Origin of the sequence: Paenarthrobacter nicotinovorans (assembly GCF_021919345.1) — a bacterium.
GTDB lineage: Bacteria > Actinomycetota > Actinomycetes > Actinomycetales > Micrococcaceae > Arthrobacter > Arthrobacter nicotinovorans.
In genome coordinates this window covers 4,030,188-4,057,052 of record NZ_CP089293.1, presented here as the reverse complement: position 1 = coordinate 4,057,052, position 26,865 = coordinate 4,030,188, and the positions used below count along the sequence as shown (strand labels likewise).

27 protein-coding genes and 1 riboswitch are annotated in these 26,865 nt (G+C 64.6%); of the genes, 14 read left to right on the top strand and 13 right to left on the bottom strand.

Translation table 11 applies throughout. The annotated features are described in order from the left end of the window. The first annotated feature begins 5 nt into the window (after positions 1–5). The 4 genes from pdhA to JMY29_RS18800 are packed head-to-tail and all read left to right on the top strand — an operon-like array spanning position 6 to position 4,428. Positions 6–1,199 (top strand): pyruvate dehydrogenase (acetyl-transferring) E1 component subunit alpha, encoded by a 1,194-nt coding sequence (gene pdhA, locus JMY29_RS18815; protein ID WP_189076795.1) that lies wholly within the window; start codon positions 6–8, stop codon positions 1,197–1,199. Continuing rightward, positions 1,199–2,179, top strand: a complete 981-nt coding sequence (locus JMY29_RS18810) for an alpha-ketoacid dehydrogenase subunit beta (protein ID WP_018779834.1) — start codon at positions 1,199–1,201, stop codon at positions 2,177–2,179. The genes pdhA and JMY29_RS18810 overlap by 1 nt, the downstream gene beginning before the upstream one ends. 55 nt (positions 2,180–2,234) lie before the next feature. Then, positions 2,235–3,794: a dihydrolipoamide acetyltransferase family protein gene (locus JMY29_RS18805; protein WP_189076796.1), complete on the top strand. Its 1,560-nt coding sequence runs from the start codon at positions 2,235–2,237 to the stop codon at positions 3,792–3,794. Between the two features lie 37 nt (positions 3,795–3,831). Further along, a complete protein-coding gene (locus tag JMY29_RS18800; protein WP_026267456.1) occupies positions 3,832–4,428 on the top strand; it encodes a phosphatase PAP2 family protein in 597 nt (198 codons plus the stop codon). Positions 4,429–4,605: 177 nt separating this feature from the next. Here the strand turns inward: JMY29_RS18800 and JMY29_RS18795 are convergent, their stop codons facing one another. The 3 genes from JMY29_RS18795 to JMY29_RS18785 all read right to left on the bottom strand — a co-directional run bounded on the left by JMY29_RS18795 (position 4,606) and on the right by JMY29_RS18785 (position 6,606). Then, a complete protein-coding gene (locus JMY29_RS18795; protein ID WP_018779837.1) occupies positions 4,606–4,917 on the bottom strand; it encodes a hypothetical protein in 312 nt (103 codons plus the stop codon). Between the two features lie 172 nt (positions 4,918–5,089). Continuing rightward, positions 5,090–5,518 (bottom strand): universal stress protein, encoded by a 429-nt coding sequence (locus JMY29_RS18790; protein WP_018779839.1) that lies wholly within the window; start codon positions 5,516–5,518, stop codon positions 5,090–5,092. Continuing rightward, positions 5,515–6,606: an aminotransferase-like domain-containing protein gene (locus JMY29_RS18785; protein WP_237567099.1), complete on the bottom strand. Its 1,092-nt coding sequence runs from the start codon at positions 6,604–6,606 to the stop codon at positions 5,515–5,517. Before JMY29_RS18785 ends, JMY29_RS18790 begins: the two co-directional genes overlap by 4 nt. Here JMY29_RS18785 and JMY29_RS18780 point away from each other — a divergent pair. The 5 genes from JMY29_RS18780 (at position 6,529) to JMY29_RS18760 (ending at position 11,615) form a co-directional block, all read left to right on the top strand. Further along, positions 6,529–8,070, top strand: coding sequence for an ABC transporter family substrate-binding protein (locus tag JMY29_RS18780; protein WP_237567098.1), 1,542 nt, complete (start codon positions 6,529–6,531; stop codon positions 8,068–8,070). The genes JMY29_RS18785 and JMY29_RS18780 overlap by 78 nt on opposite strands. Before the next feature lie 192 nt (positions 8,071–8,262). Next, on the top strand, positions 8,263–9,318 hold the full coding sequence (locus JMY29_RS18775; RefSeq protein ID WP_189076800.1) for a Gfo/Idh/MocA family protein: 1,056 nt from the start codon (positions 8,263–8,265) through the stop codon (positions 9,316–9,318). Between the two features lie 133 nt (positions 9,319–9,451). Beyond that, the gene (locus JMY29_RS18770; RefSeq protein ID WP_189076801.1) at positions 9,452–10,180 is read left to right on the top strand and encodes a hypothetical protein; all 729 of its coding nucleotides are present in this window, start codon (positions 9,452–9,454) and stop codon (positions 10,178–10,180) included. An 89-nt stretch (positions 10,181–10,269) separates the two neighbouring features. Next, positions 10,270–10,821, top strand: coding sequence for an RNA polymerase sigma factor (locus JMY29_RS18765; RefSeq protein ID WP_189076802.1), 552 nt, complete (start codon positions 10,270–10,272; stop codon positions 10,819–10,821). Then, complete coding sequence (locus tag JMY29_RS18760; RefSeq protein ID WP_189076803.1) at positions 10,818–11,615, top strand: hypothetical protein; 798 nt, start codon at positions 10,818–10,820, stop codon at positions 11,613–11,615. The genes JMY29_RS18765 and JMY29_RS18760 overlap by 4 nt, the downstream gene beginning before the upstream one ends. Before the next feature lie 55 nt (positions 11,616–11,670). Here JMY29_RS18760 and JMY29_RS18755 read toward each other — a convergent pair whose 3' ends face one another. Both JMY29_RS18755 and ald read right to left on the bottom strand, forming a co-directional pair. Further along, positions 11,671–12,855, bottom strand: coding sequence for an IS30 family transposase (locus JMY29_RS18755; protein ID WP_374757943.1), 1,185 nt, complete (start codon positions 12,853–12,855; stop codon positions 11,671–11,673). Between the two features lie 147 nt (positions 12,856–13,002). Next, on the bottom strand, positions 13,003–14,121 hold the full coding sequence (ald, locus tag JMY29_RS18750) for an alanine dehydrogenase (protein ID WP_018780201.1): 1,119 nt from the start codon (positions 14,119–14,121) through the stop codon (positions 13,003–13,005). Positions 14,122–14,329: 208 nt separating this feature from the next. Between ald and JMY29_RS18745 the strand changes: the two genes are divergently transcribed. Then, positions 14,330–15,544 (top strand): PucR family transcriptional regulator, encoded by a 1,215-nt coding sequence (locus JMY29_RS18745; protein WP_189076897.1) that lies wholly within the window; start codon positions 14,330–14,332, stop codon positions 15,542–15,544. A 250-nt stretch (positions 15,545–15,794) separates the two neighbouring features. On the opposite strand, the gene JMY29_RS18740 is transcribed toward JMY29_RS18745, so the two are convergent. Together JMY29_RS18740 and JMY29_RS18735 are read right to left on the bottom strand one after the other, a co-directional pair. Next, the gene (locus tag JMY29_RS18740) at positions 15,795–17,009 is read right to left on the bottom strand and encodes a hypothetical protein (protein ID WP_229778723.1); all 1,215 of its coding nucleotides are present in this window, start codon (positions 17,007–17,009) and stop codon (positions 15,795–15,797) included. A 15-nt stretch (positions 17,010–17,024) separates the two neighbouring features. Continuing rightward, a riboswitch (cyclic di-AMP (ydaO/yuaA leader) is annotated at positions 17,025–17,175 on the bottom strand. A gap of 128 nt (positions 17,176–17,303) precedes the next feature. Continuing rightward, positions 17,304–17,534 (bottom strand): hypothetical protein, encoded by a 231-nt coding sequence (locus JMY29_RS18735; RefSeq protein ID WP_039243304.1) that lies wholly within the window; start codon positions 17,532–17,534, stop codon positions 17,304–17,306. Positions 17,535–17,580: 46 nt separating this feature from the next. Between JMY29_RS18735 and JMY29_RS18730 the strand changes: the two genes are divergently transcribed. Further along, positions 17,581–18,645: an ATP-dependent DNA ligase gene (locus tag JMY29_RS18730; protein WP_189076899.1), complete on the top strand. Its 1,065-nt coding sequence runs from the start codon at positions 17,581–17,583 to the stop codon at positions 18,643–18,645. A 15-nt stretch (positions 18,646–18,660) separates the two neighbouring features. Here the strand turns inward: JMY29_RS18730 and JMY29_RS18725 are convergent, their stop codons facing one another. The 6 genes from JMY29_RS18725 to ptsP form a co-directional block, all read right to left on the bottom strand. After that, entirely contained in the window at positions 18,661–18,924 is a 264-nt protein-coding gene (locus tag JMY29_RS18725) for a DUF6480 family protein (protein WP_018780195.1), read from the bottom strand. Positions 18,925–19,057: 133 nt separating this feature from the next. Further along, entirely contained in the window at positions 19,058–19,843 is a 786-nt protein-coding gene (locus JMY29_RS18720) for an alpha/beta fold hydrolase (RefSeq protein WP_189076900.1), read from the bottom strand. 85 nt (positions 19,844–19,928) lie between these two features. Next, positions 19,929–20,183: a hypothetical protein gene (locus tag JMY29_RS18715; protein ID WP_189076901.1), complete on the bottom strand. Its 255-nt coding sequence runs from the start codon at positions 20,181–20,183 to the stop codon at positions 19,929–19,931. 80 nt (positions 20,184–20,263) lie between these two features. Further along, positions 20,264–20,671: a helix-turn-helix domain-containing protein gene (locus JMY29_RS18710; protein ID WP_018780192.1), complete on the bottom strand. Its 408-nt coding sequence runs from the start codon at positions 20,669–20,671 to the stop codon at positions 20,264–20,266. A 34-nt stretch (positions 20,672–20,705) separates the two neighbouring features. Continuing rightward, positions 20,706–20,984, bottom strand: a complete 279-nt coding sequence (locus JMY29_RS18705; RefSeq protein ID WP_018780191.1) for an HPr family phosphocarrier protein — start codon at positions 20,982–20,984, stop codon at positions 20,706–20,708. Positions 20,985–21,013: 29 nt separating this feature from the next. Beyond that, positions 21,014–22,699, bottom strand: a complete 1,686-nt coding sequence (ptsP, locus tag JMY29_RS18700; protein WP_189076902.1) for a phosphoenolpyruvate--protein phosphotransferase — start codon at positions 22,697–22,699, stop codon at positions 21,014–21,016. Between the two features lie 129 nt (positions 22,700–22,828). On the opposite strand from ptsP, the gene JMY29_RS18695 reads away from it, so the two are divergent. The 3 genes from JMY29_RS18695 to JMY29_RS18685 all read left to right on the top strand — a co-directional run bounded on the left by JMY29_RS18695 (position 22,829) and on the right by JMY29_RS18685 (position 26,784). Then, complete coding sequence (locus JMY29_RS18695; RefSeq protein ID WP_018780189.1) at positions 22,829–23,551, top strand: TetR/AcrR family transcriptional regulator; 723 nt, start codon at positions 22,829–22,831, stop codon at positions 23,549–23,551. 66 nt (positions 23,552–23,617) lie between these two features. Continuing rightward, a complete protein-coding gene (locus JMY29_RS18690; RefSeq protein WP_039243294.1) occupies positions 23,618–25,636 on the top strand; it encodes a PTS mannitol transporter subunit IICBA in 2,019 nt (672 codons plus the stop codon). Further along, entirely contained in the window at positions 25,636–26,784 is a 1,149-nt protein-coding gene (locus JMY29_RS18685) for a mannitol-1-phosphate 5-dehydrogenase (protein WP_189076903.1), read from the top strand. Before JMY29_RS18690 ends, JMY29_RS18685 begins: the two co-directional genes overlap by 1 nt. The last annotated feature ends 81 nt before the right edge of the window (positions 26,785–26,865 follow it).

Genomic DNA, 26,865 nt, shown 5'->3' with positions numbered 1-26,865 from the left:
ACGGAATGGGCTCGACACAACTGCCCCCCGGGACGGAAGAATCTCTCGCGGCGACAACCGCGTTAGCAGCCGCACCAGGCGAACCTACGGAAATGGTGCAGTTGCTCGGACCCGACGGGGCGCTGGGTTCGGACCCGATCTTCTCGGACTACGCCAAGCGGATCGACCCCGAGAAACTCCGGGTGTTCTACACCGACATGGCCAGGATCCGTCGCTTTGACCAGGAGGCCACCGCGCTCCAGCGCCAGGGCGAACTCGCCTTGTGGGTTCCTTTGACGGGCCAGGAAGCCGCCCAGATCGGTTCCGGGCACGCAAGCCAGCCGCAGGACTACATCTTCCCCACGTACCGGGAGCACGGAGTTGCGTTGGTCCGGAGCGTGGACCTCGCAGAGCTGCTGAAGCAGTTCCGTGGAGTATCGAACGGCGGATGGGATCCCCGCGAGAACAACTTCCACCTGTACACGCTGGTACTCGCTGCCCAGACACTCCACGCTGTCGGCTACGCCATGGGCATCCAGCGGGACCAGAAGGCTGCTGCTGCCACGGAATCGTCTGACCCCAAAGCCGCAGTCATCGCCTACTTCGGAGATGGCGCCAGCTCAGAGGGCGACGTTCACGAGTCCATGGTTTTCGCGGCGTCTTACAACGCGCCCGTGGTGTTCTTCTGCCAGAACAACCACTGGGCCATCTCAGTGCCGACCGAAGTCCAGACCAAGGTTCCGCTGGCCAACCGTGCCAAGGGTTACGGGTTCCCGGGTATCCGGGTGGACGGCAACGACGTCATCGCGGTCCACGCCGTCACGGAGTGGGCCCTGGAGCATGCCCGCGAGGGCCGCGGGCCGGTCCTGATCGAGGCTTACACCTACCGGGTTGGTGCCCACACCACGGCTGATGATCCCACCAAGTACAGGGAGTCGGCCGAAGAGGCTGCCTGGCGCGAGAAGGATCCGCTGGACCGCCTGGAAAAGTACCTTCGGGCCGAAGGACTCGCCGACGAGGCGTTCTTCGAGCAGGTCAAGGCCGACGGCGACGAACTTGCCAAGTACGTACGCAGCACCACCCACGGGCTGGAAGTCCCCGACATCCGCGACGCGTTCGCCAGCGTCTACGCCGAGCAACATCCGCTGATTGCAGAGGAATTGGCCTGGTTCGAGGAGTACTCTGCCGGCTTTGAAAGCGACCAGGAGGCAGACAACTGATGGCAACAATGACCATTGCCAAGGCCATCAACGAAGGTCTCCGTGCAACTCTGACGGGAAACCCCAAATCACTCTTGATGGGTGAAGACATCGGACATCTCGGTGGTGTCTACCGGGTCACTGACGGCCTCATCAAGGAATTCGGTGACGACCGCGTCCTGGATACGCCGCTGGCCGAGTCCGGGATCGTGGGCACTGCGATCGGCTTGGCCCTTCGCGGATATTCGCCCGTTTGCGAGATCCAGTTCGACGGCTTCGTGTACCCGGCCTTCAACCAGATCACCACGCAGCTGGCAAAGATCCATGCCCGGAGCCTGGGCAAGCTCACGGTTCCCGTTGTCATCCGCATTCCCTACGGCGGAGGTATCGGTTCCATTGAGCACCACTCCGAGTCGCCGGAGGCTTTATTCGCACACACCGCGGGCCTGCGCATCATCACCCCTTCCAACGCCCACGATGCCTACTGGATGATCCAGAAAGCCGTCGAGTGCCAGGATCCCGTGATCTTCTTCGAGCCCAAGCGCCGTTACTGGCTCAAGGGTGAGGTCGATGTCCAGAACCCGGGTCTTTCCGCGGACCCGTTCAAGGCGCACGTTGTCCGGGAGGGCTCCGACGCCACCATCGTCGCGTACGGACCGCTGGTACCGGTGGCGTTGGCAGCTGCAAACGCTGCCGTCGAGGACGGACGGAGTATCGAGGTCATCGATCTGCGTTCCATCTCACCCTTGGACTTTGACACTGTGGAAGCTTCCGTCAAAAAGACCGGCAGGTTGATCGTTGCGCACGAGGCCCCGACCTTTGGCGGCATCGGTGGTGAGATCGCGGCCCGCATCAGCGAGCGGGCGTTCCTGCACCTCGAAGCCCCGGTCATCCGTGTGGGCGGTTTCCACATGCCCTACCCGGTTGCAAAGGTGGAAGAGGATTACCTGCCGGACATCGACAAGATCCTCGAAGCCCTAGACCGCTCCCTGGCCTACTAACCCGTCTGATCCTGCCCGGCTTCGCGGCCTGGTAACCGGAAAATCGAGGACCACTGTGACTGTAAAGAAATTCAACCTGCCGGACGTCGGAGAAGGCCTGACCGAGGCCGAGGTCGTTGCCTGGAAGGTCAAACCGGGCGACACCGTTGCGATCAACGACGTTCTCTGTGAGATCGAGACCGCCAAGTCCCTCGTTGAACTGCCGTCGCCCTTTGCCGGCACGGTCACGGAGTTGTTGGTGGAAGAAGGCATAACCGTGGAGGTGGGAACGGCGATCATCGCTGTCTCGGAAGGTCAGGACGGCGACGCCCAAGCCGCCCCCGACGCCCCGGCCCCTGCGGCGGTCGCCGAGGAAACCTTCACTCCCCTGTACGGCAAGCTCACCGCCGAGGCCGGCGAACAGCCCGCCGGCGGCCCCCTGGTCGGTTCGGGCCCCAAGGCCGACGCCGTCAAGCGCCGTGCCCGCAAACGCCCCGCCGGCGCTGTGGTTGAGGCTGCCGGAGTCGCCGAAAACGCTGAAGGAACCGTGCAGGACAACCAAGCGGTCCTGGCAGCGAAAGCAGCCGAAGCGCCGGTTTCGCAGCGCCCGACGCCGGCCCGCGCCGTCGTCGAACCCCTGCAGCAGGCGCCGGCAGCCCCGTCGGCGCAACCTTCTGCGCAGCAGCCCGCGGCCACCCGAGGCGCGGCTTTCGGCGGCACCATCAGCGGTTTGGTCAACAAAGTTCTGGCCAAGCCGCCGGTACGCAAGTTTGCCCGTGACCTTGGTATCGACCTCGCCGATGTCGTGGCCACGGGGCAACGCGGTGAAGTGACCCGTGAGGACCTGGTCAGTTACCAGGCCCAGCGCGACGCCGAGCTCGATCAGGCAGACACGTTCTGGGGCGCCTCGAGGAAGCCGCAGGAGCAGCGGGTCGAACGCGTGCCGGTCAAGGGCGTACGCAAAGCCACAGCCAAGGCCATGGTGGAATCCGCTTTCTCGGCGCCCCACGTCAGCATCTTTGTGGATGTCGACGCCAGCCGGACCATGGAGTTCGTCAAGCGGCTCAAGGTTTCGCGTGATTTTGAAGGCATTAAGGTCTCTCCGCTGCTCATCCTGGCCAAGGCCGTCATTTGGGCAGCAGCCCGAAACCCCAGCGTCAACGCCACCTGGGTTGAGGACGCTGACGGCAAGGGCGGGGCCGAGATCCAGATCAAGCACTTCATGAATCTGGGAATCGCCGCAGCTACCCCGCGCGGCCTCATGGTCCCGAACATCAAGGACGCTCAGGACCTTTCCCTCAAGGAACTTGCCCTGGCGCTCAATGAGCTGGCAACCAAGGCCCGCGCGGGAAAGACGCAGCCTGCCGAAATGCAGGGCGGTACTTTGACCATCACGAACATCGGTGCACTGGGAATCGATACCGGCACACCGATCATCAACCCGGGCGAAGTAGCGATCATTGCTTTCGGCACCATCAAGCAGAAGCCGTGGGTTCTGGATGGCGAAGTGATTCCGCGGTGGATTACCACCCTTGGCGGTTCCTTCGACCACCGGGTGGTCGACGGCGACTTGTCGGCGCGCTTCATGGCAGATGTTGCTGCCATTCTTGAGGAACCGGCGCTGCTGCTTGACTGAACAGAAGACAGAAGCGGGCCACACGCCGCCCCAGCTGGTGACAGGTCCGTGGCGGACCTTGGCCCGCGTCCTGACGGAGGTTTTCCAGCCACCGGCCGTTGTCCTGGTCCTGCTGCTGATCAGTCCTGCGATCGAGCCTGGATTCCCGGGAACCATGTGGTTCGGGCTGCTGGGAGCGTTTTTCGTTTGCGTGCTGCCACTGGCCTATGTCCTGGTGATGGTCAAGCTGGGCCGGATCACCGACCACCATGTCAGCGACCGGCGGCAGAGGCCGGCGTTGCTTCTGATGGCACTCATATCCGTGGTGCTTGGACTGTTCGTGCTGCAGTTGCTGGGTGGGCCGGTCAGTGTGTCCGTGATGATCATCGCCCTGATCGGGGGCATCGCGGTTCTGGCTGTTGTCAGTGCTTTTTGGAAGATGAGCGGGCACGCTTCCGCACTGGCGGCGGCCGTGGTCATCGCTATCCTCATGTTCGGTCCCGCGTGGCTTCCGCTGCTGGTGCTCGTACCTGCCGTGGGCTGGTCGCGGCTCGTCCTTCGCGCCCATACCCTGGGGCAGGTCATAGCGGGATCATTGTTCGGCGGCATTGTGATTGCAGGCCTGTGGTGGCTGCTGCGGGAGCTCATGCTCTAGCAGCGCAGCCGCAGCCGTGGAGGCCGGTCCGCCACGAGCTCTGCGCCGTCGACGGTGGCAATCCGGAAGCGCCTCGCCAACTCCCTACTTGCTCGGCGCTGCCTGGCTGGCCGTGGGGCTCGCGGTCTTCCTGGTCCGCCGCAGCCGGTCTGGTGCCCGGGAAGCCCTTGAATTCGGCTAGAAAGCCGGGTAGTTCACCAACAGTGCCTGGAGCTCGGTCGTCGACATGTGGTTGGCCAGCTCAACGCTGATACCCATGGCAACCGCCGCTACGGTGACCATCGCAACGCAGGCCAGGGAGAGGAAGCGCCAATCCTTGCGGAACACGCTGCCGATGGTCTCGGGCATCTCGAGGCCCGGAGTGATCATGTTCGGAGCGCTGTCCCAGGAGCCGTCATCGAGCATTGCGATGACCTGGTTGTTGGCGCGGTCGTAGCGCATGGTGCTGATGGTGTTGCCGTGGCGGGCAAGCAGGATGTCGTGGCCCACGCGCTGGCGCGGCTGCAAGGTAAGCAAGAAAGTTCCCCTGAAATCGAGAAGTGGATGGCGGCTCACGCCATTGGGGGCATCTCGATTTTATAACGGTTCGGTTTGCTGACCGGCCCGAAATACGCCAAACGCCGGGTGAGTCTCCCCACCCGGCGCAGTGATTCAGCTCGCTTTAGGGCTGGTCGGTCTTGGCGATGTACACATCGCAGGGGGCCGTGTGGGCTACCGTGTTGGCCACGCTGCCGAGGACGCGGCCCAGGCCCTGCATGCGTCGGTTGCCCACGACGATCAGGCGGGCGTCCTGCATCTCGGCCTCCTTGACCAAGGCCTCGCCCGGCTTGCCGCGGGCTGCGGAGTAGGTCACTTCGAGGCCTTCGTGAGCGAGGCGCTCGGCTACGGTGCGGGCTACGGTTTCGGCTTCGGCGGCGTCGGACACGATCCACTTGTCGGTGCCGATTTCAACCACCTCGGTCCGGTTGCTGTCGAAGGCGCTGACAACGCGCAGGCTGGCTCCCAGTCCGAGCGCCAGCTGCTGTGCTGCCTGCGCCGCCCTCATCGCCGTCTCGCTGCCGTCGACTCCTACAATCACAACTCCGGTCATTGTGCTGCTCCTTCAGTGGTGGCTTTGATGGCTTCTGCCAGGACAGGTGCCAGGCGTCGCACGCCTTCGGCAATGGTATCCGGCGGCACCGCGCTGAAGGCGAGGCGCAGTTTGTTGGAGGGGCCGTCGGCGGGCGAGAAGGCTGCGCCGGGGATGAAGACGACGCCGGCGTCGATCGCCTTTCCGAGGAGCGGATAGGTGTCCACGCCCTTCGGCAGGGTGACCCACACGAAGAAGCCGCCGGCCGGCCGGGTCCACGAGAGTCCCTCGGGCATGTACTCGTCCAGCGCGGACAGCAGGGCCTCGCAACGCTCGGAGTAGAGCGTCCGGTAGGTGTCGATCTGTCCCTGCCAGTCGTAATCGCGCAGATAGGCCGAGACGATCATCTGGTTCAGCGGTGGCGGGCAGAGTGTCACGGCCTCGGACGCCAGGTAGAAGCGCCGTTGCAGATGGGCGGGAACCAGCGCCCAGCCGATCCGCAGTCCGGGGGCGAAAATCTTGGAGAAGGACCCGAGGTAGATCACGTCATCCGGGTTCGCCGCACGCATGGGGGCGATGGGGTGACCGTCAAAACGCAGGAGTCCGTAGGGGTTGTCCTCGAGGACGATAATATTCGCTTCGCGGCATATGTCGACGATGCGCTGCCGGCGTTCCTGGGCCAGTGTGATTCCGGAGGGGTTGTTGAAGTTGGGAATCGTGTAGAGGAACTTGATGTTCTTGCCCTCTGACTGGAGCGCCGCGATCCTGGCCGCGAGCAGCTCCGGTACCAAACCGTCGTCGTCCATTTCCACGGGTTCCACCTGCACCTGGTACGCCTCGAACGTGTTCAGGGCGCCCACATAGGTGGGGTTTTCCACCAGGACCACATCTCCGGGGTTGCAGAAGACCTTGGTGGCGACATCCTGCGCGGACTGCGATCCGGCCGTGATGACGACGTTTTCGGGCCGGGCGTCGGTGATGCCTTCAGCGGCCATGATGTCGCAGATCTGCGCGCGCAGTTCTTCCGTGCCTTGGCCGCCGCCGTATTGCAGGGCGGTCATTCCTTCCTCGGCGATGATCCGCGCGGCAGTCTGGCCGAGCTTCTCCAAGGGCAGGGACTGCAGGTACGGGTTGCCTCCGGCGAGGGAGACAAGGCCGGGCTGTTGGACTTCAACGGCAAGGCAGAGCCGAACAAGGACTTCTGCGAATCGGTGACCAGCGAAGTCAAGGACGGCAAGCAGACCATCACCATCAAGGTCAACGACAAGGCGACCTGGAACGATGGCACTCCCATTGATGTGAAGACCTTCGAGAACACGTGGAAGATGCTCCGCGGCGAAGACAAGTCCATCGACATCGTCACCGCTGGTGCCTACGCCTTCGTGGATTCGGTCAAGGCCGGTGCCAACGACAAAGAAGTCATCGTCACCACAACCCAGCCCGTCTTCCCCCTTGAAGGTCTCTTCTTCGGCCTGATCCACCCCGCCATCAATACACCCGAGATTTTCAACAAGGGCTTCGCGGGAGAAATGCACCCTGAATGGATGGCAGGTCCGTTCAAGGTGGAGAACTACGACACCACTGCCAAGACCGTCACGATGGTCCCGAACGACAAATGGTGGGGCCAGAAGCCGGTTCTCGAGAAGGTCATCTGGCGCCAGATGGAGCCGAGCGCAACCATCGCAGCGTTCAAGAATGGTGAGATCGACGCGACGAGCGGCCGTACTCTTGGCCGTTACAAGCAGCTCGAGGGCACCAAGGACGCTGACGTTCGCCGCGGCCAGCGCCTCTTCGCTGGTGGCTTGAACCTGAACGCCAAGCGCCCGGCCTTGACGGACGTTGCCGTGCGTAAGGCAATCTTCACCGCCGTGGACCGCAAGGCCATCCGCGACGTCCGCTTCAACGGCCTGAACTGGTCCGAAGAGAGCTCGGGCTCCATGATGCTCATGCCGTTCTCCGAGTACTACCAGGACAACTACCCCGTGAAGGATACGGGCGCTGAGGCTGCCAAGAAGGTCCTGACTGACGCCGGCTACACGGCCAACGACAAGGGAATCATGGCCAAGGACGGCGTTCCGGTCTCCTTCAAGATCACCAACTTCGGTGACGATCCCACCACGGCTGCAACCTCCCAGACCCTGCAGAAGCAGCTCCAGGCAGCCGGCATGGATGTTGGCATTGACCAGCGCGGTGACGCCGACTTCGGCAAGGTGGTTGGATCCCGCGAGTTCGATGTGACCATCTCCGGTTACACCGTGGGTGCGGACGCAACGGACGCCGTGAAGCAGTACTACGACTCCACCACCAACGAGAACGGCCTGGGCGATGCTGAGCTCGACGCCGAAATCAAGCGCCTTGCCACCATCGCCGACGACACGGAGCGCAACAAAGCGGCCATGGACGTCGAAAAGAAGCACATGGAGAAGTACTTCTCCATGGGAACCGTGCTGAACGGCCCGGAGATCCAGTTCGTGCACAAGGGCCTGGCCAACTACGGCCCGTCCCTGTTCAAGAGCCTCTCCAACGTTCCGGACTGGACCACCCTCGGCTGGGAAAAGGGCGCCAAGAAGTAGCCCTGCAGCAGTAACGTCCTGAAGGCCGGGAATCTCCCTGAACCTGATCATCGGTTCGCGGAGGTTCCCGGCCTTCGCCGTCCCCATCGCTTGCTCACGTTCCGGGTGCTTGAGCCAATCGCTTGCTCACCCGGTGATCGAGGGTTGCCGGAAAGGGGCTATTACGTGAGCGAGGATCGGTAGCCTAGGGTCATGACTTCCCAGCCGATCCGTACCGCAGTCGCAGGCTTTGGACTTTCGGGCAGTGTCTTCCACTCGCCCTACATCTCCGCCAATCCTGCCTATGAGCTCGCCGTCATCGCCACCTCGGACGCGGAACGGCAGGCCAAGGCCAAGGAACGCTATCCCCAGGCGAAGATCGTTAACACCCCTGCCGACGCCCTGGCCCTCGCCGGTGAACTGGACCTCATCGTCCTCGGCACACCGCCGGCAACCCACTACCCGCTTGCTAAAGCCGCGCTGGAAGCCGGGCTCGACGTCGTCGTCGATAAGCCGTTCGTCACCCACAGTGCGCAAGGCGAGGAACTGATCCAGCTGGCAGCCAGGCTGGGCAGGGTCCTCACGGTGTATCAGAACCGGCGCTGGGACGGCGATGCGCTCACCGTGCGGCAACTGCTCGACGCCGGGACGCTGGGTACCGTCACCCGGTTCGAGGTAGGCATGGAGCGGTGGGCGCCGGAAATTGCAAAAGCCTGGAAAGCCGGGGCCACGGTGGAGGACGGCGGCGGAGTCCTGTTCGACCTCGGGACCCACGTCCTGGACCTCGCTCTCCGGTTCTTTGGCCCGGCGACGGTCACCTACTCCGAAATCGCTGCCCGCCGCCCCCAGGAGAACGCCGACGACGACGTCTTCCTTGTCCTCCGGCACGACTCCGGTGTAATCACGCACGTCACCATCAACCTCAACAGCCACCTCCACGGCCCGCGGTTCCGGATCCTCGGCACGCAGGGTGCTTTCGCGAAGTTCGGCTCCGACCCCCAGGAGCCGTTTGTCCTGGGTGGCGGGTTGCCCACGGACCCGCAGTACGGCGTCGAGCCTGAAGAGGACTACGGCATCCTGGAGGTGGACGGCCAGCGGTCCACCATCCCCACCGAGCGCGGCGCCTACCCGGAGTTCTATCGCCTCCTCGCGGAAAAGCTCGACGACGGCGGAACCGCCTCCGCGCGTCCGGCACCTGTGGATCCGGCGGACTCAGTGGCGGTCCTGAAACTCATTGAGCAGGCCCGGGATCTGGCCCGAAAAAAATAAATCTGCACGAGGCGTAACCTCACCAACGCCCCCAGCGATGTAAAGGGAGTGCGGGCCACGTCCGCACGCTGATCATCCGGCAGCCACCCAACAGCTGCCGGGGCAATCCCAAAATCGTTTGTCGGAGGGTTTCATGTCCTTGTTCACTGTCCTTGCCACCAGCAAAGTCGCCGCAGGCGTCCTGGCTGCCGGAGCTGTTGCTGTCGGCGGAACCGGCGTCGCTGCCTTCAATGGCGCTCTTCCCACCGAAATCCAGCAGACCGCCCACGACGTCGTAGGTGCACCTGCCCCCCTCGCTGCCGGAACTGCCGGTGAAGCAGCCGACGCAGCGGAAACTGCCCAGGCCAAGGCGGCAGACGCCGTCGAGACCGCCAAGGCAACAGCGAATGACGCCGCAGAAGCCGGCAGGGCAACTGCGAAGGATGCCAAGGGCGAAGTCAGCGGCGCTGCCGGTGACGCAACCAAAGACGCCAAGGCAGCCCTGGAAGATGCCACGTCGCCTGAAGCATTCGGACTGTGCACTTCCTTCCTCAACGGCGGCTTGAAGGCCGACACCAAGGTTGCCGGCTTCAAGTCACTGACCATCGCTGCCGGTGGCGAGGCCAACGTAGAGGCGCACTGCGAGGCCGTGGTGGAAGCCGGCAAGGCTGCCGGACTCAAGGCTGACGGCAACGCCAAGGCAGACGCCGACGCCGATGCCTCCGTTACGTCCGGACTTCCGGCCACGCCTGCCGTCCCGGCTGTTCCGGCCACTCCCGCAGTGCCTGCCGTGCCTGCAGTCCCGGCCGTACCGTCGCTGCCTACCCAGGTCCCCACTGAGCTGCCGGCTGTTCACGGAGCACCCGTCGATTCTGTCCGCTAAGCGGAGAACGGCTACGGTTTAAAGGCAGGGCTCCTTGGCTTGATGACAAGGAGCCCTGCCTCATAACGCGGGATGGGAGGCGTCCACGGGTGCTTGAACCCTTGGCTGATGAATATGTGCAGGCGGATCACGACGATCCCGCGCTGCTCTTCACTGCTGCCTACAACGCCTTCTCCGGACCGGTCTTTGGCTATCTCAAAGCACGCGGCGTGGACGATCCCGAGGCCGTAACGCAGGACGTCTTCCTTGCCCTCTACCCCAAACTGGAGACTCTCCACGGCGGGCTGCAGGGAGCCAAGACATTGCTGTTCACCATTGCGCACGCCCGGCTGGTGGATCACTACCGGAAGCGCGAACGAACCCCCGATGCCACGCCGTACGAGGCCGACTTCGACACCCGGCGCTCACCGTCGGCCGAAGAGCAGGCATTCGGAAGGGCGTCCGGCCTGGGGGTTACGGAACTTTTGGAGGACCTGACCGAGGATTATCGGGAGGTCCTGGCACTGCGGGTCGTTGCTGACCTGTCGGTGGAAGAAACTGCGGACATCATGGGCAAATCCCAAGGGTCCGTGAAACAGCTGCAGCGCAGGGCATTGGGCGCATTGAAGAAACGTGCGCTACTAAGGAACGGCACATCATGAGCGAATACACCGCACCCGGTCGCGGCAATGACCAGCAGGCCATCGATTCCTTGCTGGCCGACGCCGGGCTTGAGGGCAGCACGGACCTCCGCAGCGAACTTCTCGAGCTGCGCTCCCTGGCCGACACTGCGCCAATTCCGTCCGAGGCCGTTCGTGCGCTGATGGCGGGTGGGGCGATGGTTACCAGACCCGCTGCCGTAACGCCGCAAGTCCCGGCACCCGAGCAAACCCCGGCAACAGATGAGTTGGCTGCGCGGCGGTGGAAGAAGCGGCGCGCAGCCATTGCGGGCCTCGCTGTGGCGGTGTCGCTGGCCGGTGGCGCCACAGCGGCTGCCGCCTCCGAGGGCGGGATTCCCGGAGCTTTCCAGCATCTTGGCGCGGCCATCGGTTCGGTGGTTTCACAACTGGCTCCCGGCGCGGGCAATGCGCCGCAACCCGCTGCCCCTTCGGGATCGACCCCGGAACCCGGCCCTGCACATCAGGAAAGCCAACCGGCAGTGGTTCCGGGACAGGCCAGCCCCAGCCCGGCGGATCCCGGGAACCCCGACGGGACACCTCACGCTGAACCGCACCCGGCGACGCCCGGAAACCCATCCCAGGATCCCAAGAGCCCGTCGCAGCCCGACCCTGGCAAGCGTGTGCTCCCCACGGCTCCCTCGTTGCCGGTCATGCCTCCGGAGATCGACCCCTCAAAGCTTGATCCCTCGAAGCTCGGGCCATCGGACATCCCCGTCCCGGTCCCGTCCCAGCTGATTCCCCCGGTCCCGGAAGCCCCGAAAATCCCCGCGAAGTGACAGTTAATGCCAATGTTCCTCGGGCAAAGTCAATTGGTGGGAGCAACGCTGGGGGTTAGGCCGCTTGTAGCAGCTGGTTTAGCCGGTTGGCTGGGGTCTCGAGGTTCAGTGTTGGTCTGGGGCGGCGGTTGAGTTTCGCTGCGACCAGGCGGATGTCCTCGGGGGTGTGCACTGAAAGGTCAGTGCCTTTCTCGAACCAGAACCGCAGGAGCCGGTTGGTGTTTTCGTTGGTGCCGCGCTGCCAGGGCGAGTGCGGGTCGCAGAAGTACATCGTCGTATCGAGAGCGGTCTGGATTTTTGCGTAGTCGGCCAGTTCGGTGCCGCGGTCCCAGGTGATCGACCGGCGCAGGTGATCCGGGAGGGAGGCCATCTCCCGGATCATCGCGGCGGCAACGGTTTCCGCGGTGTGGTCCCCTGGCAGGTGCAGCAGGATCGTGAACCGGGTTGAGCGTTCCACCAAGGTTCCGATCGCTGTCCCGTTGGCGCCGATGATGAGGTCACCTTCCCAATGCCCGGGCACTGCCCGGTCCTGGACCTCGGCGGGACGTTGGCTGATCTTGAAGGCCTCTTTATAGGGGCTGTTGGCGCGCCGGTCAGTGCCGTGGGGGATGCGTTGTTTGCGTTTCAGGCTGAGCTTTTCGGCCAGGTCCGCCCGCAGGTTCCCGCGGGTTTGGACGTAAAGGGCCTGGTAGATCGTCTCGTGGCTCACCTGCATAGTCTGATCGTCACCGAAGTAATACGCCAACATCGAGGAGATCAGCTTCGGACTCCACCCGTCATCCATCCAGACGCCGATCAGCCGGCACAAACCCTCGTCCTTGGCCAGCCTGAAGGGTTTGGGACGGCGCCTGTCCTGATGCGCTTTGGCGTGAGCGACCGAGGCGTAGTACTTCCCGTCCGCGCTCGTGTGGCGTTTGACCTCCCGCCAAACTACGGACTTATCCCGCCCGATCAATGCGCCGATCTTCGCGTAACTGAGGCCCATCCGCACACCCATCTGGATCATGCCTCGCTCTTCCAGACCCAACGCACGGCCAGGGCCCCCGACTGAAGGAGCAGGATCGGCAAGACCTCCGGTAGCACCCCGGTTCACGGTCATCATTAGGCCAGACTGAACCCACCAATTGTGCCCGGTAGCGTGCACCGCCCCGACACGCTGGGCAGCAGTACGAACAGGCATCCCCGCACACACCAAATCAAGAAACTCAGTACGCGCAGCCTTGGGGAACAACTTGACCATAAAACGCTCCATCAATCAGAGCGTTGCAACGACCCTATGACTTTGCCTCGGGAACATTGGCATTAACTGTCACTCGGCAGGCGTTAAACCACGACGGCGGGGTGCGGCTTCACGTGGAAGCTGCACCCCGCCGTCGTGGTTGGCTGCTTAGGCGGAGACCAGGCTGTGCCAGTCGTTGACGAGGGGCAGGTTGTGCGCCTCGGAAACGGAGTGGTGTGCCACGTGGCCTGCGGCGATGTTGAGGCCGGCGGCCAGGGCGGGGTCGCGGTCGAAGGCGGCCTTGACGCCCAGGTTGGCCAGTGCCACGGCGTAGCGCAGGGTGACGTTGGTCAGTGCGTACGTGGAGGTGTTCGGAACAGCGCCAGGCATGTTGGCAACGCAGTAGAAGATCGAGTTGTGGACCTTGTACGTCGGTTCCTGGTGGGTGGTGGGGTGCGTGTCCTCGAAGCAGCCGCCCTGGTCCACAGCGATGTCCACCAGGACCGAGCCCGGCTTCATGCGGGAGACGAGTTCGTTGGTGACCAGCTTGGGAGCCTTGGCGCCCGGGATCAGGACGGAGCCGATCACGAGATCTGCGTCGATGACTGACTTCTCGATCTCGTAGGCGTTGGAGGCAACGGTCTTCAGGCGGCCCTGGTAGAGGGCGTCCAGTTCGCGCAGCCGGTTGATGTTGATGTCCATGATGGTGACATCAGCACCGAGGCCCAGCGCCATGGCAGCGGCGTTGGTTCCCGCAACGCCGGCGCCGAGGACAACAACCTTGGCCGGGCGGACGCCCGGTACGCCGCCCAGGAGGACACCCTTGCCGCCGGCCGGAGCCATCAGCGAGGAAGCGCCGACCACGACGGACAGGCGGCCTGCGACCTCGGACATGGGGGCAAGCAGCGGAAGCGTGCGGCCTTCCTGCACGGTTTCGTAGGCGATGGCCGTGACGCCGGAGTTGATGAGCTCGGCGGTGAGCTCGGGTTCTGCGGCGAGGTGCAGGTAGGTGAAGAGGATCAGGCCCTTGCGGAAGCGGTGGTACTCCGCGGCGATGGGTTCCTTGACCTTCATGACCATGTCCGCGCGGCCCCACACGTCATCGGCTTCGTTGACGATTTCGGCGCCGGCGATCGAGTATTCCTCGTCGGTGATGCCCGAGCCGAGGCCTGCGCCGCGCTCAACCAGAACGGTGTGTCCGTGGGTGCGGAACTCGTGGACGCCGGCGGCCGTGATGGCTACGCGGAACTCGTTGTTCTTGATTTCTTTGGGGACGCCGATGATCATTTGCTGGCTCCATCGTTAGCGGCCTGTTCGGCCGAATATTTGCTGCGGGCTGTGATTCCAGAATAAATCCGGCTGTGAGGCAGGCGACATGGATTCCCGATCGGCCCGGGAGCAAAACCCCGGAAATTCAAGGAACTCCTGCCGTCAAGCTCGACATTTGTCGAGCACCAAGGCGTCAGGTGTCGCCTGCTGTTGGTACGCTTTCCGGATGCAGCAAGACGTGGAACAGATCGTTGAACGCGTAGCACTGAAGCTCGGCCGCGGACTGTCCTTGGAGGACCTCGACGGCGTTCTTCTCGCCTACAGTTCCAACCAATCCCACGCAGACCGCGTCCGGGTGAATTTCCTGCTCAGCAAGCGCGTCCCCAGCGACGTCAGCGCCTGGCAGCTCTCGCACGGCATCTCCACCGCCGTGCGCCCCGTGGTGGTGCCCGCCAACGACGAACTCGGGATGCTCGGCCGCGTCTGTGTCCCCTTGTTGGTCCGCGGTTTCCGTGTGGGGTACTTGTGGGTGCAACAGGACCTTGAGGAGCAAAGCGCGACGGCGATCCTCGCCCAGTTGCCCGGCGTCCGGGACGAACTGGACCTGTTGGCGGGCTTGCTCCTGGACTCGAACACGGCCGAGTCCGAGTTCCGGCGCAGGCGTGAGCAGGAGTTCCTCTCGGCCTGTGGCGGCGAATCGAACGCCGTGGCGGCCGTTGCGGGGTGGAAGGAGATCCAAGGCCGCGGCCCGTGGCAACTGGTGACGATCCTTGACGCCGAAGGTGCCCGGTCCGACGTCGATCCCATCGCGGCAACCCTCACGCACCGCTCAGCCGCGCTGCAGTCCACCATCGGCGTGAACGCGGCTTTGTTCAGCGCGGGCACGGAAACCCACTCGGTGGTCCTGTTCCGGGAATCCGGAGGACGGGCAGACCACGCGCAGGTCCTGGTCCATTACCAGCTTGAGCTCGCAAAGCGTGCCGGCCGGACCGTGGACCGCGTCATCCTGGGGATCAGCGAACCATTCCAGGTGATCAGGCAGCTCGCGGGGGCGTACCGGCAGTCCAAGGTTGCTGCGCAGGCGGCGGCCGTGGATGCGCAGCTCGGGGAACTGGTGGACAGCCGTTCCGTGGGCGTGTACCAGCTCTTTGACCGCCTGCTGGCACCGGGCGGCTGGGACGATACCGGCTCGGTGCATTTCCGGACGCTTGAGGACCAGGACAAAAGCGGCGAGCTCCTGCCGGTCCTGGAGCTTCTCTACGACAACGACAGTGCCGTGCAGGATGTCGCGGCGAAACTTCACCTCCACAGGAGCAGCATCTACAACAGGCTCGGACGCATCCGCCAGCTCATCGGTGCTGATCCCTTGAACGGTGCCATCCGGCTTGAATTGCATGCTGCCTTGAAGGCGCGGCGCTGGGCCGGCAGGCCGCGGATCTGAGCCCGGACCCGCGGATCTAAGCACCGGCAAAACTCAGCGTAAGAAACAGATAAGGCAGGTACCCGCGCGGGTACCTGCCTTATCTGATGCCAATGCGCTTGCCTGGCCGTTAACTGGGGAACGCGTCAGGAGCGCCTCAGCCGCTGGCAACTCCAGCGGCCCAAACGGCGCCGGAACGTTGCCGTGCGGCTGCTGCTGCAGTACCGCCCGTGCCAGCCGGCGTGCACGTTGGTGCGGGGCAACCGCGTGCTCACTGCAGTGCCTTCTGTGCGGCGTCAAGGAGCGACTCCAAGGTGGACGCCTGCGGCTGAGGCGACGTGCCTGCGGTGGGCTTGCCGGTGGGCCGGGGCTTTGCCGTTTGAGTTCCCGTCGGTGTTGGCGTCGGGGTCGGCGTGGGAGTGGTGGTCGGCGTCGGCGTCGTGGTGGGCGTCGGTGTTGCCGGCGGCGTCGTGATCGTGTCCGAGGGCACGTCGCCGGGCGCCGGCGCAGGTTGGGTCGGAGCCGGAGTGCCGGCTACGGGGGACGGCGCTGCGACTGCCGGGGCGGACGCCGAGGGGACCCAGACAGGGGCTGCCAGGGAGACGTGCGGTGAAGGAACCGACGACGGCGAAACCGCCACAGGCGCTTCCGGTACCGTCGCCTCCGGTACCGTGGCCGGTTGGCCTGCTTCGGATGACGATTGACCCGACGACGACGGGGAGGACGCTGTGGTGTAGGAAGCCCGGGGCGCAGGGGCTGCCGAGCCCGGTTGGCGGTCCTCGCCACTCTGGCCGCCGCTGGCTTCCTGGGCCGGACTTTCCTGACCGAAGAACGGAAGCTCCAGTGCCTGCCCGACGGTTCCCGCAGTCAGTACCAGGCCCAGCGCTCCGGCAACCACTGCCATGCGCTGGCTCATGTGTTTCACCGACGCGGCTTTCCGCAGAACAGCTTGGGGTTCGCGGCCAAATGAGGAGGTGGTGCCGAGGGTTGATGCCGTCACCGGCGGAGGTGTCTTGCGGGATGCCGCCGGGGCCGGGGCGGCCGCTTCGGCTCCGGCTTCCCCGCGGGTGGCTGCCTTGCGGGCGGCAACCACGGGAATGGCTGACGTGGGAGGCCCGGGTGTGGTGGATGCCGGAGCTGCGGCCCGCGCGGCTTCGACTACCGGAATCGCTGCGGTTGCTGGCTCCGGGCCTGCGGTTGCCGGCTCCCGAAGCGCAGGGGCCGCCTTCGGCTCGGCAGGGGCGATCACAGCCCTTGCCGCACGCTCACGCTCAGCGGCCCGGGCCGCAGCCCGCGTGGTGGGCGCAGCCGTAGCGGGTGATGCCGGGGTGGGTGCCGTTACGGTGGGGATCGCCGTCGTGGCGGGTTCTGCTTGGGTGGGCATCGCCGTCGTGGCTGGTTCCGGGGATCCGCTGGGTTGGGCCCGACGGCGTCCGGTTGGCTTGGTGCGCTCGCGCTCGAGTTGCGCGCGGCGTGGGTTATCCATGGTTGGGGACATGGTTGTGCCTCTCAACGCCTGCGAGGTTAGCTGTCGGGTTCGGACGAGGCCGTCCGGCCGCGCGTGGCGGCTTCACCCCAAGGGCTTGCGGAGAAAACAAGCCCGGGAAACTGTGGGTCCCCCGTCTCTGCCGCGGGTCTGGCGGATCCTGGATTGCGGCAGAGCCCGGCGTCAATCCAGAAGCGGCCCAGCGGAGATCGGGTCGCCCTACGACCGTACAGGAGGCGGAAAGTAAAGTCACATTAATGTAACGGGCGGTAGTTCTGCCCCCGCGGGAGGGTGCTACCGCTTAGGCTTCGGGGCCGGTGCGGGGGCGGGGATTTCGTGTTCGATTTTCCGGACCTGGTGGGCTTGATGTGTGGCAGGGCGGAAGACTTCGTCTGCGATCCCCAGCATGCCGCCTGCTGCGGCCCGCCGGACGCCGCGCTTGTTCTCCCGCGCAATCCAGTACCAAAGCGCGCCTATGAGCGCGGGAACTCCGAGCACTGCTGCCAACACGGCCAAGATGTCCATCCGCCAACACTAGCCTTGGGCACGTACTGGCCGGTAGACATGAGCTATGGACCTACCAGTGATGCCGCCCGTTTCGCCCATGCTCGCCAAGTCCGTCACGAACATCCCCGACGTTGGGCATTACGAGCCCAAATGGGACGGATTCCGGACCATCGTCTTCAAGGACGGGGACGACATCGTCCTGGGCAGCCGCAACGAGAAGCCCATGACCCGTTACTTCCCGGAGCTGGTGGAAGCGCTGAAGAAGAACCTTCCGGACAAGTGCGTTGTGGACGGCGAGATCATCCTGATCCAGGGCAACAGGCTTGAGTTCGAGGTGCTGCAGCAGCGAATCCATCCCGCGGACAGCCGGGTTCGGATGCTTGCGGAGAAGACGCCGGCGTCCCTGGTGGCGTTCGACCTGCTTGCCCTCGGCGACGAGGATCTGACCGGCCGGCCCTTCGCCGAGCGGCGCGCTGCCTTGGAGAAGGCCCTCGCCGACGCCCGGCCTCCTGTGTACGTAACGCCTGCGGTGACGGACCTGGGGCGCGCCAAGGAATGGTTCGTGCAGCTTGAGGGAGCAGGCCTCGACGGCGTGCTGTCGAAACCGCTCGACGGCACCTACCAGCCGAACAAGCGGGTGATGTTCAAGACGAAGCATGAGCGGACAGCCGATTGCGTGGTGGCCGGATTCCGTTGGCACAAGACCGCGAAAGTTGTGGGGTCGATGCTCCTGGGGCTCTACGACGACTCAGGCCGGCTTCATCACGTCGGCGTCGTGGCGTCATTCCCCATGGCAAAGCGGGAGGCGTTGGTGGCGGAGCTTGAGCCCTATCAAGTGGAGCTCGGCGACCATCCGTGGGGCGAGTGGGCCAAGCAGGACGATTCGCCCGGGGGGTCTCGGATGCCCGGGGCGCAGAGCAGGTGGAGCGCCGGAAAGGACTTCTCCTTTGTGCCGCTGCGCCCCGAACTGGTGATCGAGGTGACCTACGACTACATGGAGGGTGACCGGTTCCGCCACACGACGCAGTTCCGTCGGTGGCGGCCGGACCGGACTCCTGAAAGTTGCACGTACTCGCAGCTGGAAGAGCCTGCGGAGTACGACCTTGGGGAGATCCTGAGCCTGCCGTAGCGGCCCGGTGGGGAACTACTCCTCGTGCCCCTGGTCGCTGCTCATGCTGCCTTCGGCGGGCGGGGTTTCTCCCGGGGGCACGCCGCCGCCTGGCTCGAGGCCTGTGACGTTTCCATCCAGGGGGTCGGGATTGGCCGAGGAAGCGGGGTCGTCGTCCTCGTCCTGGCGCATGTCGGGATCTTCGTGGATGCTGTCCGCGTCGGCGGTAGTGTCTATGGGTCCACTGGCGCCGCTCACGCCGAAGGTCCGGGGATCGTCTTCCGGGTCATAGCTGGTCATGGTGAGCCCTTTCGTAAGTAAGCTTACTAATTAGCTTGCTCCGCCAGCCTATCCGGGACGGGCCGCGCCAACAAGGCCGTCCGCAGAGGTGCCCGTGCCGGTGCGGCTCCCTGCACCTCGGCGTCCTGCTTGCTCAGCGGTGCCGGGTGGTGGCGTTGACGAAGCTGCGGATGGCGTCCGCCACGGCTTTGGGGCGCATGTGCTGGGCAACGTGGCCGACGCCGGGAATTTCCACCAGGCGCCCTTGGGCCACCGCCCGCGAAAGCCTCAAGGACCAATCCGGTCCGGCAACACGGTCGCGGCTTCCCCGGAGAACCAGGACCGGGACATCGATGCCGGACAGCCGATCCAGGGTCGGGTACTTCATCATCACGGGCAGTTCGGTGACGTACCAGCGCGGTCCGCACCGGAAGTAGTCCCCCATGACGATCCAGTTGGACGAAGGACTCTCGCGGAGGATGCCATCCAGTGTCAGGGCAATCGACTGCTGCATCACGTTCTTGTGCCGCGAATCGACAACCGGCCCCATGAGCACAAGCTGCCGTGCACTTTCCGGCCGGTGCAGTGCAGCCTCAATGGCGAACTGCACCCCCATGGAGTGGCCTACCAAAATGTAGGAGTCGATGCCGCGGGATGCCAGGGCCCCGGCAATGAAGGCGCCGTAGTCCTCGACCTGGAGTTGCCTGCCGGGCCGGGGAGTGCCGGCGAAGCCCGGCAGGTCGAAGGAGTACGTGGGCGCATGCGCCGCCAGCACGGCGTGCAGTCGTGCCAGGTACCTGTGGGAAACCCCGATGCCGTGGATCAGGATGTAGGCAGGCTTCTCTGCCGACCCGGCCCCGGGTTCGGGAGACCCCTCGGTCCAGAAGATGCGTCCGGTGAGGCCATGGGCCTCTATGTCGGAGGACAGTAGCGCGCTCATGCGGGACAAATGACGGAGAAGTACCTTGAAGCCATACAGCTATTGAACAGCATGCTGTCGGTTTCGGAGGGCTCGCCGGTGCGAGCTAGTCCCGCGAGTCCCGCGCGGCGTCGTCCGATTCATTGGAGTCGGCCGGCCGCGCATCAGTTGCCTTCGCAGCGTCAGCCGCCTCCCGGCGTCGTGCGATTTTCGATTCGGTCCACATGGTGACCGCCACGAACACCGTGCACGCGAACATGAAGGTGGCCACAAAGTTCAATCCCATGGCTGAGCCCAAGGGTATGGCAAGGGCAAGCGCAGCCAAACCGGCCACGATATGCCACCCTTTGAAATTGCCCACCGATCAAGCGTAACCCCGGGCTTTACAGGTCCCCGCCTGTTGGCTGGGATCGTTGCTTGATCCTTATCACTCGGACGCTTTCAGTCGCTTTCCGCAGCCTCCGCAGCGGCGGTTTCGTCCTGCTTGCGCTTCTGGGTTTCCAGCCACGCAATGATCGCCGCCTGCCGGATCCGACGATGCGTTCCCCGGTACTCCACCGGAATCTCGCCACGGTCGGTCATGTTCCGCAGATAGGTGTGTGAGATCCCGGCAAGCTCCGCAGCCTGCGAAGTCGTCAGCATTTCCTCCACGCTGCTGACGGTCACCGTTTCGCCCCGCCCGAGCCTCGCAAGGAGGTCGACGACGGCGTCCCGCGCCTGATCGGGCAGGCGGTGGACCGTGCCGTCCACGAACACGGTGATGTCGTCGCTGTCGTTGAGGGAGCGTGCCAGGTTCCGGGCGTCGTCGGTGGGGAGGCCTGCTGTGACGCGGGGAGCTATCAATGCCATGGCAGAAGCCTAGCCTGCGGCGTGGAGGAAGAACTTACTCCGCGTCCAGATCCGTTTCCAGCAGCTTCACCAGTGCGTCCAGCGCGGCATCGGCACCGTCCCCCTCGGCTCGAAGCACCACCACGTCACCCTTCGCAGCGCCGAGGGTCATAAGCGAGAGGATGCTGGCCGCGTCCATCGCTTCGTCCTCGGGCTGGCCCTGCATGGCGATGGTGACATCCACCGGCTGCTCGCCGGCTGCCTCGGCGAACAGGGCAGCGGGCCGGGCGTGCAGTCCGGAGCGGCTGGCTACGGTTGCTGTGCGTTCTGGCATGGTTTCTCCTTGCGTTGGTGCGGGAAGGGTTAGAGGCCGAGCTCTTCGAGCACGGGGAGCTTGGCGCGGACCCAGTCGCGTGCCTCGGTGGCGCTGGGGGCGGAAAGAGCCAGGCGTGCAAGTTCCTGCGCCTGCTCCAGCGTGACGGTCTTCAGCACGGTCCCGACCGCGGCCAACGAGCGCGCGGTCATGGACAGTGTGGTGACGCCCAGTCCGGTGAGGACGACAGCGAGGGCGGGGTCCGCGGCGGCCTCGCCACAGACGCCAACGGGCTTGTTGTTGCCCTCCTGTGCCGAGCCTTCCACGGTGAGCTGCACCAGCCGCAGCACCGCGGGTTGCCACGGAGTGTTCAGGTCCGCGAGGGGGCCCAGCTGGCGGTCGGCGGCCATGGCGTACTGGGTGAGGTCGTTCGTGCCCAGGGACGCGAATCCCACTTCACGCAGCACGGTTGCGGCCGTCAGCGCAGCGGAGGGGACCTCCACCATTACGCCTGGCGTCCGGATTCCCGCTGCTGCGCAGAGCGAGGCAAAGCGTCCTGCCTCGGCAGCTGTGGAGATCATGGGAGCCATGACCCACACATCGGCCTCGGATTCCGACGCGGCGCGGGCGATCGCCTCGAGCTGGCGTTCCAGGACGCCCGGGGTGGTGAAGTCGGTGCGGTAGCCGCGAACGCCCAGTGCAGGGTTGGGCTCGGTGGCATCCGTGAGGAAGGGGAGGGGCTTGTCGGCGCCGGCGTCGAGGGTGCGGAGGACCACCTTCTTGCCCGGGAACGCGTCAAACACGGCTTTGTAGGCGGCGGCCTGCTCATCCACGGAGGGCTCGGTGTCGCGCTCCAGGAAGCAGAATTCGGTGCGGAACAGGCCAACGCCCTGGGCGCCCAGCTTCGCAGCTGCCACGGCATCCTTGGCTCCGCCCACATTGGCGAGGAGCGGGACCAGGTGGCCGTCCGCCGTCGTGCCGTTTCCGTCGAAGGCTGCCAGCGTGGCGGAGGTTTCCGCCCAGGCGGTGGCAAGTGCACGTTGTTCCTCGGTCGGTTCGACGGCGACGAAGCCGGCAGCGCCGTCCACATAAACCTCTGAGCCATCCGCGATCCCGTCCACGCCGTGGGCCGCAACGACGGCGGGCAGGCCGAGGGAGCGCGCGATGATCGCCGTGTGGGACTGCGGCCCGCCGCCTGAGGTCACCAGCGCCAGGACAACTGCGGGATTCAGGGTCGCAGTGTCGGCGGGAGCGAGATCCTCGGCTACCAGGATGAAGGGTGTTTCGGAGGACGGGATGCCCGGTGCGGGGACACCCCGGAGTTCAGCGACAATGCGTGCGCGGACATCCAGGACGTCGGTGGCGCGCTCGGCCATGTAGCCGCCCAGGTTGTGCAGCATTTCAGAGACCGATGCGCCGGCTTCCCAGATGGCCCGTTCTGCGGAGGTTCCGGCGTTGACGAGTTTGCCCGCCGACTTCAGCAGCATGGTGTCTTTGGCCATGAGGGCGGTGGCCTCAAGGACGGCCTTGCCGTCGCCGGAGGCGGTTTCCGCGCGCGCCTTGAGTTCATCATGGACGGCTTGCGCCGCTGCCTTCAACCGCGCGACGGCGTCTTCCGGAGCGACGTCCGCGGCCAGGCGTTCCCCCGACGGCGGTTCACTCACCGGCTTGGGCATCTGGCGGACGGAACCCGTGATGCGGCCAGGGCTTACCCCAACTCCTTGGAAATTCTGCACTGAATCCTCTGTTCCTGCTTGTTGTTTCAGACCCGTCGGCGACGGCACCGGGAGCCTCTGTAACCAGCCTACAAAATTCCTTTGTGAGCCACTTCATATAGCAACGCTATAGGTGCTAGGGTAGCGGTTATGAGTTTCGATGACCAGCTTCCGCCTAAAATTCGGTTGCTTCGCGCAGCTGCCGAATTGCTGGCGAATTCGGAGGGGTCAGCGGTCTCAACGCGCCAGATCACCAAGCTTGCCGGTGTCACGGCGCCTACGCTCTACCACCACTTTGGTGACAAGGAAGGACTGTTCGACGCCGTCGTATCAGCAGGCTTCGAAGAGTACGTGGCGGGGGAGCGGGACTTTGCGCCGTCCGGGGAGCCCTTGGAAGACGTCCGGCGGATGTGGGACAACCACGTCCAGTTCGGATTGACCCAACCCCATCTGTACCTGGTCATGTTCGGCAACATCAGGCCGGAGAGCCGCCCGGCAATCGTGGCCGATGCTGAAGCGCTCCTGGAAGAGATGTTGAACAAGGCCGCCATCGCAGGTCAGATCAATGTGCCGCCCCGCGAAGCGGCACGGAGCATTCTCGCGGCCAACGTGGGCGTCACGCTCATGCTGATCGCTGAACCGGTGGAAGAACGGAACCTCGAGCTCTCAACGATGACCCGGGATTCCATGATTTTTGCCGTCTCCACGGAAACCGCCCGTGGCGCCGCAGCGGACGACTCCGGTAAGTCGTCGGTAGTTGTTGCGGCAATCGCCCTGAATGCGGCACTGCAGGCCTCGCATTCGGACCAACTTTCCAGCTCTGAACTGAAGCTTTTCCTGGAATGGCTTCATCGCATTTCCAGCAGCTCCTAGCTGCTCTCTCTCGATCTCTATATCGACTGACCCCGCGCCGCCGCGGGAAACACGTTAGGAATTCACATGGCAACAGAGACAGTTGCGAAGCCCCGCACCAGCGCCCGCGTTGGCGTCCAGAAGTTCGGAACATTCCTGTCCGGCATGATCATGCCCAACATCGGCGCCTTCATCGCCTGGGGCCTCATCACGGCCCTGTTCATCGAGAAGGGCTGGATTCCCGTCCCGGAACTCGGGGGCTATGGGACCAACGCCGAGGGTGTTGCCAACGTGGGCCTTGTGGGCCCAATGGTCAACTACCTGCTTCCGCTTCTGATTGCCTACACCGGTGGCCGGATGGTCTATGACGTCCGCGGCGGTGTGGTGGGTGCCATCGCCACCATGGGTGTCATTGTGGGCACGGGTATTCCTATGTTCATCGGGGCCATGATCATGGGGCCGCTGGGCGGCTGGACCATGAAAAAGATCGACAGCATCTGGGACGGCAAGATCCGTCCGGGCTTCGAAATGCTGGTCAACAACTTCTCCGCCGGTATCTGGGGCGGAATTCTGACCCTGCTCGGGTTCTACGGCCTGACCCCCGTAGTCAAGGCCTTCACAGCCGGTGCCGGCTCAGTGGTTCAGTTCCTGGTGGACAACGGCCTGCTGCCCCTCACCAGCATCTTCATCGAGCCTGCCAAGGTCCTCTTCCTGAACAACGCCATCAACCACGGCGTACTGACACCGCTGGGCATCCAGCAGTCGCTGGACCAGGGCAAGTCCATCCTGTTCCTGCTCGAAGCCAACCCCGGCCCCGGCCTGGGCATCCTGCTGGCCTACATGTTCTTCGGCCGTGGTGCTGCACGGGCATCGGCTCCCGGTGCTGCGATCATCCACTTCCTGGGCGGAATCCACGAGATCTATTTCCCGTACGTCCTGATGAAGCCCATCCTCATCCTCGCTGCCATCGGCGGCGGCATGACGGGCATCGCTACCCTGGCCATCACCAACTCCGGTCTCGTGGCTCCGGCAGCTCCGGGTTCCATCATTGCCGTCATAGCCCAAACCTCACGTGACAGCTACGTGGGCGTGGTCCTCGCTGTCGTGCTTGCCACCACTGTGTCCTTCCTGATCGCCTCCCTGATCCTGCGCACGTCCAAGAACAAGGGCGACGACGATCTCAGTGAAGCCACGTCCCGCATGGAAGCCATGAAGGGCAAGAAGAGCTCCGTCTCCTCCGCCCTCGTGGGAGACCGGCAAGCAGCTCAGGGTGAAGGCACCGTCCTGACCCGTCCGGTCCGGAACATCGTGTTTGCCTGCGACGCCGGCATGGGCTCGAGCGCCATGGGTGCCTCCGTCCTCCGCAACAAGATCAAGGCGGCCGGCTTCCCGGACGTCAAGGTCACCAACTCGGCCATCGCCAACCTCAGCGACACCTACGACGTCGTGGTCACCCACCAGGACCTCACCGAACGTGCACAACCGCGCACGTCCAGCGCCGTGCACTACTCGGTAGACAACTTCATGAACAGCCCCAGGTACGACGAAATCGTTGACTTGGTACGTTCGAGCAACAGCGCAGACGCTCCAGCAGCGGCTGCTCCTTCGGGGGCCGTCGAAGAAGCCCCCGCCCATGGTGCCCATGCCGCCGAGCCGGCTGCCGCCGTCGAAGGCAAAGGCGTCCTGCTTCGCGAAAGCGTGATCCTGAACGGCACCTCCCGCGACCGCGACAGTGCGATCGACGAGGCCGGAAAGCTGCTGCTGGACCGTGGCGCCGTGGATGTCAGCTACGTCCATGCCATGCACGAGCGTGAGGAATCCGTGTCCACCTACATGGGCAGCTTCCTGGCGATCCCTCACGGCACCAACGATGCCAAGGAACACATCAACCACTCGGCCGTGTCCATCATCCGGTACCCCGAGGGCATCGACTGGGGCGGCAAGCAAGTGAAGTTCGTAGTCGGCGTGGCCGGCATCAACAACGAACACCTCCACATCCTCTCTTCCATCGCCAAGATCTTCACCAACAAGGCGCAGGTTGCCCAGTTGGAGCAGGCAACCACGGTGGATGAAGTCCTGGAGCTGTTCGGAAAGGTCAACGCATAGTGAAGGCAGTCCATTTTGGGGCAGGCAACATCGGGCGGGGTTTCGTGGGGCTGCTGCTGCACGAATCCGGGTATGAGGTGGTGTTCGCCGACGTCGCGGATGCACTCATCAGCCAGCTCGCGGAGGCCAGCAGCTACGACGTCCATGAGGTAGGCGAAAACCCGGCGGTCAAGACCGTGGAAGGCTTCCGCGCCTTGAACTCGGCTGCACAGGAAGCGGCTGTTGTGGAGGAAATCGCGACGGCGGATGTGGTCACCACCGCGGTGGGGCCCCACATCCTGAAGTTCGTGGCGCCGGTGATCGCCCGCGGGCTGGCCGCCCGGCCCGCGGACCTCCCTCCGCTGCAGGTCATGGCCTGCGAGAACGCCATCAATGCCACGGACCTCCTCCACACGGAGATCCGGGCGGCCTGGGACGATTCTGCCGGTGACCTGGACGCCGTCGCGGTTTTTGCCAACACCGCAGTGGACCGGATCGTGCCCAACCAGGCACCAGGCCAAGGCCTGGACGTCACGGTGGAAACGTTCTACGAGTGGGTCATCGACCGTACGCCGTTCCGCGGCAATGCGCCGAGCATCCCCGGCGCGACGTTCGTGGACGAGCTGGGACCGTACATCGAGCGCAAGCTGTTCACGGTTAACACCGGCCATGCGTCGGCTGCGTACTTCGGCTACGGTGCAGGGCTTGAGAAGATCTCGGACGCCATGGCCGATCCTGCCGTGGCCGCGAAGGTCCGGGCCGTGCTGGAGGAAACCAAGGAACTCCTGGTTGCCAAGCACGGTTTCGTGGAGGCCGAGCAGGAAGCGTACGTCCAGAAAATCCTGCAACGCTTCAGCAACCCGCACCTGCCGGATACCGTGAACCGCGTGGGCCGTGCGCCGCTGCGGAAGCTTGGCCGGCATGAGCGGTTCGTTGGTCCGGCGGCCGAGCTGGCAGAGCGGGGCGTCACCCCGGTGGCCCTGCTCGAGGCGATGTCGGCAGCCCTCCGTTTTGACGACGGTGCCGATGACGAAGCCGTGGAGCTTGCCAGGATGCTGTCCGAACTGGACGCGGCCGCCGTCGTCGAACGCGTTACAGAACTGCCGCCGACGCACCCGCTATTCCCCGCCGTGCAGAAGCTGGTGGAGGACCGGCAGGCCGAGCTCTGACGCTCTCTCACGTTCCACATAAAGGCCCGACGTCGAGCACTCAAGTGAGTGCCCGACGTCGGGCTTTTTCGGGTGCGGGGG